Below are 12025 nucleotides of genomic sequence, written 5' to 3'. Positions count from 1 at the left end.
GCCGCCCTGTCACTCGGCCGGGACCGCAACCTTCTCCGCCCGCATCGGCTCATCGCCCTGAAGGGGTTTCAGGCCGAGCTTGGCGAATAAGGCCGCATCGCTTTCATCGCCCGCATTGGCCGCCGTCAGTAGTTTGTCGCCCGTGAAGATCGAATTCGCGCCGGCCATGAAGCACAGCGCCTGGGTTGCCTCGCTCATGCTCTCGCGGCCGGCAGACAGCCGCACCATGCTTTTGGGCATAGTGATCCGCGCCACCGCGACCGTACGGACAAACTCAATATCGTCGATTTTGGCTAGTGGCGTGTCGGCCAGCATATCGCCCAGTACTGTACCCTTCACTGGCACCAGCGCATTGACCGGCACGCTCTCGGGATGCTGCTCCAACGTCGCAAGCGTGTGAACGAAGCCGACACGATCGTCGCGCGTTTCGCCCATCCCAACGATCCCGCCGCTGCACACATTGATCCCGGAATCGCGCACATTTTGCAGCGTATCGAGCCGTTCCTGGTAATTGCGCGTGGTGATCACCCGCTCGTAATACTCAGGGCCGGTATCGACATTGTGGTTGTAGTAATCGAGACCCGCTTCGGACAGCATTTCAGCCTGTTTCGGCGTCAACATGCCCAGCGTCATGCAGGTTTCCAGACCCATGCCGCGTACGCCCTTCACAATCTCGACAATGGCGGGCATGTCGCGATCCTTCGGGTTGCGCCATGCGGCACCCATGCAGAAACGCTGGCTGCCCGCATCCTTGGCCTGCGCTGCGCGCTGCAGCACCGCCTGCACATCCATCAATTTGGTCGCCTCGACCCCGCTATCGGCATGGACCGACTGGCTGCAATAGCCGCAATCTTCCGGGCAACCGCCAGTCTTGATGCTGAGCAGCGTACAAAGCTGCACTTCCTCCGGCGGATGCACTTCCCGGTGCACGGTTGCCGCCTGAAAAAGCAGCTCGGTGAAAGGAAGGTTGAAGAGCTCCGCAATTTCCTCGCGGGCCCAGTCGGTACGGATTTGGGTCAAACTTCGTCTCTCACATATCGATAGATTGGCATAGCTAAGTTTCTACTCTGCCGCCTCAAGCTCATCGCCTGAGGGTGGCATATTGTGGCCCAGCAGGCGCAGCATGTCCGCGCCGCATTCAACCACATTGGAGCCCGGGCCATAGATGCCCTGTACCCCGGCCTCGCGCAGGAAGTCATAGTCCTGCGGCGGGATCACGCCGCCGACGACGACCTTGATATCGCTGCGACCAGCCTCTTTGAGCAAATTGATAAGTTCGGGGATCAGGGTCTTGTGCCCGGCTGCGAGTGAGCTTGCGCCGATAGCATCGACTTCGTTTTCCAGCGCCATGTCCATCGCCTCTTGCGGGGTCTGGAACAGCGGGCCGGAGACCACTTCGAAGCCCATATCGGTGAAGGCACTGGCAATGACGTTGGCCCCGCGATCGTGGCCGTCCTGGCCCATCTTCGCGACCATGATCTTGGGCTTGCGGCCAAGGCGACGTTCCACTGCATCCACACCGTCAAGCACCTGCTGCCAACGGCGATCGAACTCGTAAGCGGTCTTGTAGACACCTTGTACCGGCTTGGGCGTGGCATCGTGGCGACCGAACACCTTTTCCATCGCCATCGAGATTTCGCCCAGCGTCGCATCGTGGCGTGCGGCATCGACAGCCAGAGCCAGCACGTTGCCATCCCCTGTAGATCCTTCGGTCAGAGCTTTCAGCGCTGCCTGGCAAGCCGCCTCGTCCCGGCCCGCGCGCACGTTCTTCAACCGCGCGATCTGGCCGTTACGGACAGCATGATTGTCAATGTCCAGCGTCTCGATTTGCTGCTCTTCAGCGAGACGATATTTGTTCACGCCCACGATCACGGTTTCGCCCTTGTCGATCCCGGTCTGTTTTTGAGCGGCGGCGGTCTCGATCTGAGCCTTGGGTTTGCCTGTGGCGACATACGCGGTCATCCCTCCGGCCGCTTCGATCTCGGCCAGCATCCTTTCGGCATCGTCGACCAATTGTTTGGTCAGCGCCTCGATATAATAGCTACCGCCCAGCGGATCGACGACATTGTTGATGCCGCTTTCTTCCTGCAACACCAGCTGCGTGTTGCGTGCGATGCGAGCACTGAAGTCGGTCGGCAGCGCAATCGCCTCGTCAAGTGCATTGGTGTGGAGTGATTGGGTGCCGCCCAACGTCGCGGCCATGGCCTCCACCGTCGTACGGATCACATTGTTGTACGGGTCCTGCTCCTGCAGCGAGACGCCCGACGTCTGGCAATGCGTGCGCAGCATCTTGGAACGCTCGCTCTGCGCGCCCAGCCCGTCCATCACGCGGTACCACAGCGTGCGTGCAGCGCGCAGTTTGGCAATCTCCATGAAGAAGTTCATGCCGATGCCGAAGAAGAAGGAAAGCCGCCCTGCGAAGGCATCGATATCGAGCCCGGTTGCCATGGCGCGCTGGGCATATTCCTTGCCGTCAGCAATGGTGAAGGCCAGCTCCTGCACAGCCGTCGCACCGGCCTCGTGCATGTGATAGCCACTGATCGAAATGCTATTGAATTTCGGCATGTTGGCAGATGTGTAGGCGATAATATCGCTCACGATCCGCATACTGGGTTCGGGCGGATAGATGTACGTGTTGCGGACCATAAATTCTTTGAGAATGTCGTTCTGGATGGTGCCGGAAAGCTTCTCCGTACTCACGCCCTGCCGTTCGCCCGCGACGATATAGAACGCCAGGATCGGGATCACCGCACCATTCATGGTCATGGAAACGCTCATCGTGTCGAGCGGGATCTGGTCGAACAGGATTTCCATGTCCGCCACTGTATCAATCGCCACGCCCGCCTTGCCGACATCACCGACCACGCGCTGGTGATCACTGTCATAGCCGCGGTGGGTGGCCAAATCGAACGCTACCGAAAGGCCTTTTTGCCCTGCCGCCAGATTGCGGCGGTAAAACGCGTTCGATTCCTCAGCCGTGGAGAAACCCGCATATTGCCGGATCGTCCATGGGCGCCCGGCATACATGCTGGCCTTAACCCCGCGCGTAAACGGCGCGAAGCCCGGCAGGCCCGGATCTATATCGGCTGTGTCCTCGCCAGTATAGAGCGGCTTGATCGTGAAGCCTTCGGGCGTTTGCCAGTTGAGATCGCGCCCCTTGCTCTCTTTGTCGGCAAGGGCTTCCCAATCCGAAACGGTCGGCTTCTCGGTCATTTTCGATCCTTCAGGCGCTGGCGCTGGGCCTCGCGCTTACAGTTTCATGCCACGCCGCAAGCGCTGCACAATCTTGCGGCGCACCGCAACCCACGAATGCGGCAAAATCCATGGTTGTCAGCAACAGGATGTCGGCCATGGAGAATTGGTCGCCGGCCAGAAACTCGCTGTCTTTCAAAGATGTATCGAAGAAGCGGAAAGCTTCCTCCACGCGCGGACGATTGGCTTCGCCATATTCCACCATCCGGCCCGGGATTTTTGCGGTGTAGGGATGCGTATGCACCCACACTGCGCCCACCGGAGCCATCAGCACCATTTCCACCCGGCGGCACCACATATCGATCTGGGCGATCTCCAGCGCCGTTGTGCCGAACAGCGGCGGATCGGGATGCAGCGCCTCGAGATAGCGGCAAATGGCGACGCTTTCGGTTATCACCGCACCATCATCGGTTTCCAGCGATGGCGTTTGCCCGCGCGGATTGATCTTCAGATAGGCGTCCGACTTCTGCTCGCGCGCTATGATCGATACTTCCTTGCTTGGAAGTTCGATGCCCTTCTCGGCTGCGAAAATGCGAACCCGGCGCGGATTGGGCGCCGGGTTCGGACTGTCGTAGAACAGCACTACTGGCCTTTGAACTCGGCTTTGCGTTTTTGCAGGAAGGCAATGCCGCCCTCCATCGCATCGGCGCTGGCGCCGGCCAAACGCTGGCCTTCCGCCTCGGCCACAAACACTTGCTGCAAGCTGCCATCGGTGGCGAGCGCGATGTTCTGCTTCATAGTGCGCAGCGCCAGTGTCGGGCCGTTGGCCAGTTTTTCCGCCAGAGCGCGCGCCTCGTCCATCAACGCTTCATTCTCGACGGCTTTGTAGATCAGGCCCCATTCCTCGGCCTGTTCGGCGCCGATTTTCTCACCCAGCATCATCATGCGGGTCGCGCGGGCCCTGCCGATGGCACGCGCCAGCAACCAAGTGGAACCACCGTCAGGGACCAGACCAATATTGACGAAGGCCTGAAGGAAGTAAGCCTTCTTGGCCGCGATCGTGAAATCTGCTGCGAGCGCCAGCGAACAGCCTACACCTGCTGCCGGTCCATTGACCGCGCATATGACCGGCACCGGTGCGCGCAGCACCTGGCTGACCGCAGGGTTATAGTGATTCTGCAACGCCTTGTGGCTACCGCCCTTCGATTGGGTGGCACTCCCCTCACCGCGTGCCGCAAGATCGGCGCCTGAGCAAAACCCCTTACCCGCGCCGGTAATCAGCACTGCGCGCGCATCGCCAAGATCATAAAACGCGTCGCCAATCTCGTCCGCCATTTGCGGCGGCATGGCGTTAAGCCGGTCGGGCCGGTTCAGCGTAATGGTTTTCAGCGGACCGTCATTCTCGACGATGATCGTTTCGTAAGACAAAGGGCTCTCCCAAGCTCGTGTATCAGTTTCGTTTCGCCGACCAACACTGGCGCGGATGGATGCCGGTAGCAAGTCCGCTACGACGCGGGGCGTCGCGCGGTGCTGTGCGTGCCGATCAATGGTCGCCCTTGGACGTTTCCATGATCTCCGTAAGCATGCCCTGCATATCCTTGGGATGGACGAAAAAGATAGGCGTGCCATGCGCACCGATGCGGGTGGGTCCAAGGACGCGCTTGCCCATCCCCTCGAACTCCGCCCGCGCTTCGGCGATATCGGGCACTTCGAAACAGACATGATGCTGCCCGCCCGCCGGGTTCTTGGCGAGAAAGCCATTGATCGGCGAGCTTTCGTCATACGGCTCGATCAGCTCGATCTGCGTCCCGTCCATCCCGGAATGCGTGGGCGTATTGACGAAGCAGACCTTCACCCCCTGCTCGGGCAAGTCGAACGGTTCCGTGATATCGCTCGCCCCCATCACATCACGATAATGCGCGATGGAGTCCGCGATCGAAGGCGTTGCTACGCCGATATGATTGAGACGGCCCAGTTTCATTTTCTCTCTCCGAAAATTTGAATTGCGCGCTCAGCAACTGGACCTGATCGTCCTGATGGCCCCAGCCCCATATACTCTGTCTCGACGGTCGTCAGATAAGCTTCAATCTCTACTTTTGACTTGCCCGTTTGGACAAGGGTCAAAAGCTGCGTAGCGTAGTTGTCGTACTCATCGTCGGGCCAATCACCGTCGCCATCATTCACGCCAATTGGATCCCATTCCTTCCAAAGGAGGGCCTGAAAAGTCTGAAGCAGTGAGTTGGCGTCAGAGCGGAATATTGTCATGCTTCTTCCAAGGGTTTTCGAGCTGCTTGTTGCGCAGCTTCCTGAGCCCCAGTGCAATCCTCCGCCGTGTGGAGTGCGGGTGGATCACTTCGTCGATATAGCCGCGCTGGGCTGCCACAAAGGGGTTGGCGAAGCGGTCTTCGTATTCCTTGGTGCGTTCGGCGATCTTGTCCGGATCACCGATGTCTTTGCGGAAGATGATTTCCACCGCTCCCTTGGCCCCCATCACCGCGATTTCGGCGGTCGGCCATGCGTAGTTCAAATCGCCGCGCAAATGCTTTGAAGCCATGACGTCATACGCGCCGCCATAGGCCTTGCGCGTGATGACGGTGATCTTGGGCACGGTTGCCTCGGCATAGGCAAACAGCAGCTTCGCGCCGTGTTTGATGATCCCGTTATGCTCCTGCGCGGTGCCGGGCAGGAAACCGAGCACATCGACGAAGGTCAGGATCGGAATTTCAAACGCATCACAAAAACGCACGAAGCGCGCCGCTTTCTTGGAGGCGTTGATATCCAGCACGCCCGCCAGCACCATCGGCTGGTTGGCGACCACACCCACCGTGCGCCCTTCGATCCGGCCGAAGCCGCACAGGATATTACCCGCATGGGCGGGCTGCACTTCGAAGAAATCGCCCTCGTCCAGAGTCTTACGGATGACTTCGTGCATGTCGTAAGGCTGGTTCGCATTGTCCGGAATGAGCGTATCGAGGCTCATTTCCATGCGGTCAAACGGATCGGCAGTCGGGCGCTCGGGTACTTCCTCGCGATTGCTCAAGGGCAGGTAATCGAAGAAATTACGGGTCGCGAGCAGCGCCTCGATATCATTCTCGAAAGCGATATCGGCGACGCTGGTCTTGGTGGTGTGCGTCACTGCCCCGCCCAGTTCTTCCTGCGTCACTTCCTCGTTGGTGACCGTTTTGACCACGTCGGGCCCGGTCACGAACATGTAGGAGCTGTCCTTCACCATGAAGATGAAGTCGGTCATCGCAGGCGAGTACACCGCACCGCCCGCACACGGCCCCATGATCAGGCTGATCTGCGGGACAACGCCGCTGGCCAGAACATTGCGCTGGAACACGTCGGCATAGCCACCAAGCGAGGCGACGCCTTCCTGGATACGCGCGCCGCCACTGTCATTCAGGCCGATCACAGGTGCACCATTCTTCATGGCGGTTTCCATCACCTTGCAGATCTTCTCTGCATGACGTTTGGACAAGCTGCCGCCGAAGACAGTGAAATCCTGCGAATAGACATAGACCAGACGGCCGTTGATCGTGCCGCTGCCGCATACAACACCATCGCCGGGAATCTTCTGCTCGGCCATGCCGAAATCGACGCAGTCATGCTCGACATACATGTCGACTTCTTCGAAGCTGCCCTCGTCCAGCAGCACGTCGAGCCGCTCGCGCGCGGTCAGTTTGCCCTTTGCATGTTGGGCGTCGATCCGCTTTTGCCCGCCACCCATCCGGGCAGCTTCACGGCGTCGTTCCATCTCGGCGATATTGGCTGACATTGGCATCCCTGTTTGTGATCTTGCCGGAAGCGTTGCCGCAGCTGCGCCGCAGCGTCAATCTGTCAAAAACGCAGCGTCACACTTCTGGCGAGTGCGGGCGAAATCGATTCTGCAAAACGCAGCGCCTTGGTCATGCCGATATTGGCCTCGTCCTTGTCGCGCAGGATTGCCACCACGATTTGTCGGGCGCATTCTTCCGCCGGCATCTTCTTCATCGGATTGCCATCATTCATCTGGGTATCGACCACCGGCGGCAGCGCCTCGATCACGCGGATATCGGTGTCCTTGAGCTGTTCGCGCAGGCCGAGTGTATAGAACCGCAGGCCTGATTTGGTCGCGCAATAGACCGGCTGCCGCGCCGCCGGTGCAATCGCTAACCCGCTGGTGACGTTCACGATGGCCGCTTGGGGCCGCGCCTTGAGATGCGCCATAAGGCCAGTCGTCAGGCGAATAGGTGCATTGAGATTGGCGTAGATAGCGTCATCCGCCGCATCCGCATTCGGGGAACCCTTGCGAAAGTCATGGTCGACCAGCTGCCCCGCATTGTTGATAAGGATATCAAGCGGGCGATCACCCCATGCCGCCAACAACGCATCGACGCCCGCGGCGTTGGAAAGGTCTGCGTCGAGCGTCTCGAATCCCAGCGTCTGCATGGCGGTCAAGCGTTCCGCATTGCGCCCGGTCAGCACAACCGTTGCGCCCAACACTTGAAGTTGCTGCGCCAGCTCACGTCCGATGCCTGCTGTGCCTCCGGTAAGGAGGATCGTTTTTCCGGATACGTCCATCAGACTTTCACAATGCCTCTCTCGACCAGACTACGCAGCGTGTCTTCCAGGGTTTGCTCTGGCTCGATGAAGGTGAAGCCGAGCACCTCCTCGGTATGCTTGCCGGAGACATCGCGAATATTGTTCAACTCGCCCTTCACCTGCTTCATCGCTGGCACAAAGGGAGCAAGCATCTTGACGATAATGTCGGGCATTTTGCGGGTTGCCACCTTGCCCGAAAGCTCCGGCGCACGACTGCGCAGAACTTCGCCCATCTCGCTCATCCACATGAACTTGGTTGCAGTCGGAAAACGCTCTTCGCACACTGTATCAGCAGGTGCCTCTATTGCGCGTACATGCGCCTCGGCCACGTCGCGCACATCGCATACGGAGATACCCATATTCGGCAAAGCGGGAATGGATCCGTCGCACATCTGTTTGACCATTTCGATCGAGGTCGACAGATCATCATTTTCCACCGGGCCAAACACGGCGACCGGATTGACCGAGCAAAACACCATGCTCGGCGCGTTGTCCGCCACCCAGTCGCGGGCGGCCCGCTCCGCCACTGTCTTGCTCTCGATATAGGGCGGCACACCGGCGCTCAGATTGGTCCAGTCGGTATGGTCGAAATGATCCTTGTCCGGGTGGCCATAAGCTATCGCTGCAGCCGAACTGGTCTGCACGAAGCGCTCAATCCCGGCTCCATGCGCGAACTTCAGGGCCCGCAATGTGCCCTGGGTCGCGGGGATGACGAGTTCATCCTTGTTCTTGGGAATGCCCAGAGGAAACGGCGATGCAACATGGGCGACTGCCGTGCAGCCTGCATTGGCCTCGGCCCAGCCATCATCGCTCATCAAATCGGCCTGGAACACTTTCAGTCGTTCGCCCGCGTCGGGCCAGCGTGCGCGCAAGCGCAGTTCGCTCTTGGAAACATTGCGCACTGTTGTGTTGACCGAATAGCCTTTGGCCAGCAGCTGATCGATAACTTCGCCGCCGATATAGCCGGTGCCGCCAGTGACCAGAATTGTACCCGTCATCTTGCCCTCCCCCGTATAACAGAAAAGGCTACCCCCATCGGGTTCATCGGGCAATTCACTTCATCAGGACAAGCTCTTCGGCCATAGTCGGATGGATCGCTGTCGTTGCGTCGAAATCGGCCTTGGTCAGGCCGGCTTTTACTGCGATCGCTGCAGCCTGCATCATTTCCGGAGCTTCCGGCGCGATCATGTGAATGCCGACAATCCGCTCATTATCACCCTCGCAAATCATCTTTATCAGGCTGCGTTCATTGCGGCCGGCCAAGACATTTTTCATCGGTCGAAAATCGGATTGGAAAACGCGAACAGAGCCAAGCTTGTTCTTGGCCTCACCCTCCGTCATGCCAACGGCTGCGATAGGTGGGTGGCTGAAGACGGCACTTGGGATGCAGCTGTGATCGACGGAATAAGGCTCGATATCGCCGAATACGCTATCGGCAAAAGCCTGGCCTTCGCGGATGGCAACCGGGGTCAGCTGAACCCGATCTGTTACATCGCCGACAGCATAGATATGATCAACGCTGGTCCTGCTAAACTCATCGACTTTGATCTCTCCATTCTCGCCCAGTTCCACTCCGGCGGCATCAAGCCCCAACCCCTCGGTGTTGGGCACGCGTCCCACAGCAAACATAACCAGGTCCGCACGTTCTTCCTCGTGGTTCTTCAATTTCACGAAATAGCCGCCCTCGTCACACGGCTTAATGTAATCGAAAGTCGTGTTGAACCGAAACTCGATCCCCTTGGTGATCGAGATTTGCAGAAGTCGATCACGCACCGACTCGTCATAGCCGCGCAACAACTGGTCGCCACGATTGACTACGCACACTTTGCTGCCGAATTCGTTGAAGATCCCGGCAAACTCGTTTGCAATGTAACCGCCGCCAGCAATCACGACCTTCTTTGGCAGTTCATCGAGATGAAACGCCTCGTTTGACGTGATGCCGTGTTCAACGCCCTCGCATTCGGGCAAGCGCGGGCGCGCGCCAGTGGCTATCAAAATCGTCTTTGCTGTGACGGTCTTGCCGCTCGCGAGGGTAATCTCGTTCGCGCCAGTGATCTCGGCCCGTTCGTGGAAAATGGTAACATCGTGGCTCTCGAGCGTGTCGGTATAAGCTCCTTCGATCCGCGTGACGTCGTCCAGCACATTATCCCGCAGCTTGATCCAGTCGAAGCTCTTGCCCTCGATTTCCCATCCGAATTTCTGGCAGTCCTCGAGATCTTCAGCGAAATGCGCGCCGTAAACGAGCATCTTCTTGGGTACGCAACCACGAATGACACACGTCCCGCCGACACGATGCTCCTCAGCAATGGCGACTTTCGCGCCATGAGCCGCCGCTACTCGGCTGGCGCGAACGCCGCCCGATCCGGCACCAATGGTGAAGAGGTCGTAATCGTATTCGGCCATGCGGGAATCTCCTGTTGCGCAGGCGATATGGCGCTGGCGGAGGCTCTTGCCAACCGCCAGCGTCGCTTACGTGTGGTTCGAAGACTTGGCCCGACAGGTTACGGGCCTAGCCGGGCCGTCTCAGCCGCGTGGCTGTCCGCCGCCACCTTGGCGACGCTGGGGACGCCCCCCGCCCGATCCGCCACCTTGCGGGCGACCGCCCCCAGGGCGATTGGGACGACCGGCACGGTTCGGATGCTTGCGCTTGGGCTTGCCGCCCGCGCCGCCACTTTCACCACCGCCTTGCGCAGGATTTGCCACGGGACCGCGCCCGCCCTGGGGCTTGCCCCGCTTGGGTCCACCCTTGCGACCACCAGCCTTCGGTTTGGCACTCACGCGCTGTCCACGCTGCTGCTTGGGCGCAGGCTTCGTCGGGCCGACGCCTTCAACCACGGCGCGGAAATTGTCCGGCAACGGCAGGCGGTCAAACTCGGCATCGGTGTTGCGGTTGATGTCCTTCAGATAGGCACGCTCGTCCTCGGCACAGAACGCAATCGCGACACCGTCGGCGCCTGCACGCGCAGTCCGGCCGATGCGGTGCACATATTGCTCGGGCACATTGGGCAGCTCGTAATTGATTACGTGGCTCACGCCGGGGATATCGATCCCACGTGCGGCAACATCGGTCGCGACCAGAATAGGCGTCTTGGCCTTTTTGAATTCGCTCAGCGCACGCTCACGCTGTGGCTGACTCTTGTTGCCGTGAATGGCATTGGCCGGAATACCGCGCTGGAAAAGCTTTTTCACAACGCGATCCGCACCATGCTTGGTGCGGGTGAAGATCAGAACGCGTTCGAACTTGCCGGGCACCTGATGCCGCTCGGACAGGATCAGTTCGAGCAGAGCCTGCTTTTCGTCCTGCTGGACCATGAACAGATATTGCTCAATCCGCTCCGCCGTACTCGCAGCCGGAGTCACCGAGACCTTCACCGGATTGCGGCAATATTTGCCGACCAGTTCCTGGATCTGCTTGGGCATGGTGGCGCTGAAGAAAAGCGTCTGACGCTCGGCCGGGATCAGTTCGCTAATCTTGCGCAGGGCATGGATAAAGCCAAGGTCGAGCATCTGGTCGGCCTCGTCCAGCACCAAGATCTCCACGCCGTCGAGACGGAAGGCCTTCTGGTCGATCAGATCGAGCAGGCGACCGGGTGTTGCGACCAGGATATCGGTGCCGCGATGCAGTTTATTGCGATCCTTGCCGACCGATGTTCCGCCGACGATGGAGTGGACCTTCAGGCCCGCCATCGCGCCATAATCCTTGGCCGACTGGGCAATCTGCCCGGCCAGTTCGCGCGTTGGTGCAAGCACTAGCATGCGGCAAGATTTGAACGGCGTCTGCTTGTCCGCATCACGCAGCCGGTCAATGCTCGGCAGCATGAAAGCGGCGGTCTTGCCGGTACCTGTCTGGGCAATCCCCAGCAGGTCGCGCCCTTCCAGCACCGGCGGGATCGCCTGCGCCTGGATCGGGGTCGGTTCGGTATAGCCCTTCATATCGAGAGCTTGCAGCACAGGCTGCGACAGACCGAGTTGGTCAAAAGTAGTATTAGTCATTGTTGAGTATCGAACTCGCATAATATGCGGCGCGCTCACGGACTCCGAGTGGAGTCCGGGCGCGGCGCGGGTGTCAAAACGACCCGCGTGAAAAGGGAAGCTTCATTAGAAAAGACCGAAGTCGCTGCCGGGGCGGAGAATTTTGGAGGTTACCGCCAGTTCACGCTGCAGGGCGCTTCGATGCGATGGCATATGGTGCAGTGCAGCGAAAATGTCAATCGATTTGAGGAGCTCTGCTACCCGGGAAACCGTCACT

General features: G+C 59.5%; 11 protein-coding genes. All 11 read right to left on the bottom strand.

Annotation, left to right across the window (positions count from 1 at the left end):
* Positions 1-9 precede the first annotated feature (9 nt).
* Positions 10-1020: a biotin synthase BioB gene (gene bioB, locus ABD653_RS01350; RefSeq protein ID WP_160779504.1), complete on the bottom strand. Its 1011-nt coding sequence runs from the start codon at positions 1018-1020 to the stop codon at positions 10-12.
* Between the two features lie 42 nt (positions 1021-1062).
* Positions 1063-3213 carry a methylmalonyl-CoA mutase gene (scpA, locus tag ABD653_RS01345; protein ID WP_160779503.1) on the bottom strand — a complete coding sequence of 717 codons (2151 nt, stop codon included), beginning with the start codon at positions 3211-3213 and terminating at the stop codon, positions 1063-1065.
* A 10-nt stretch (positions 3214-3223) separates the two neighbouring features.
* On the bottom strand, positions 3224-3835 hold the full coding sequence (locus tag ABD653_RS01340; protein ID WP_160779502.1) for a glutathione S-transferase family protein: 612 nt from the start codon (positions 3833-3835) through the stop codon (positions 3224-3226).
* Positions 3835-4620, bottom strand: coding sequence for an enoyl-CoA hydratase-related protein (locus ABD653_RS01335; protein WP_160779501.1), 786 nt, complete (start codon positions 4618-4620; stop codon positions 3835-3837). Before ABD653_RS01335 ends, ABD653_RS01340 begins: the two co-directional genes overlap by 1 nt.
* Positions 4621-4735: 115 nt before the next feature.
* Positions 4736-5173, bottom strand: coding sequence for a methylmalonyl-CoA epimerase (mce, locus tag ABD653_RS01330; protein WP_160779500.1), 438 nt, complete (start codon positions 5171-5173; stop codon positions 4736-4738).
* Positions 5170-5457 carry a hypothetical protein gene (locus tag ABD653_RS01325; protein ID WP_160779499.1) on the bottom strand — a complete coding sequence of 96 codons (288 nt, stop codon included), beginning with the start codon at positions 5455-5457 and terminating at the stop codon, positions 5170-5172. The genes mce and ABD653_RS01325 overlap by 4 nt, the downstream gene beginning before the upstream one ends.
* Positions 5438-6970 carry an acyl-CoA carboxylase subunit beta gene (locus ABD653_RS01320; RefSeq protein WP_160779498.1) on the bottom strand — a complete coding sequence of 511 codons (1533 nt, stop codon included), beginning with the start codon at positions 6968-6970 and terminating at the stop codon, positions 5438-5440. The genes ABD653_RS01325 and ABD653_RS01320 overlap by 20 nt, the downstream gene beginning before the upstream one ends.
* 62 nt (positions 6971-7032) lie before the next feature.
* Positions 7033-7755: an SDR family oxidoreductase gene (locus ABD653_RS01315; protein ID WP_160779497.1), complete on the bottom strand. Its 723-nt coding sequence runs from the start codon at positions 7753-7755 to the stop codon at positions 7033-7035.
* Positions 7755-8774, bottom strand: coding sequence for an NAD-dependent epimerase/dehydratase family protein (locus ABD653_RS01310; protein WP_160779496.1), 1020 nt, complete (start codon positions 8772-8774; stop codon positions 7755-7757). Before ABD653_RS01310 ends, ABD653_RS01315 begins: the two co-directional genes overlap by 1 nt.
* 55 nt (positions 8775-8829) lie before the next feature.
* Positions 8830-10179: a glutathione-disulfide reductase gene (gorA, locus tag ABD653_RS01305; protein ID WP_160779495.1), complete on the bottom strand. Its 1350-nt coding sequence runs from the start codon at positions 10177-10179 to the stop codon at positions 8830-8832.
* A gap of 120 nt (positions 10180-10299) precedes the next feature.
* The gene (locus ABD653_RS01300; RefSeq protein WP_160779494.1) at positions 10300-11769 is read right to left on the bottom strand and encodes a DEAD/DEAH box helicase; all 1470 of its coding nucleotides are present in this window, start codon (positions 11767-11769) and stop codon (positions 10300-10302) included.
* Between the last annotated feature and the right edge of the window lie 256 nt (positions 11770-12025).

It is taken from the genome of Parerythrobacter jejuensis (genome assembly GCF_039536765.1).
Lineage (GTDB): Bacteria > Pseudomonadota > Alphaproteobacteria > Sphingomonadales > Sphingomonadaceae > Parerythrobacter > Parerythrobacter jejuensis.
The sequence above is the reverse complement of the archived record's forward strand: the minus strand, read 5'-3'. Positions and strand labels throughout refer to the sequence as shown.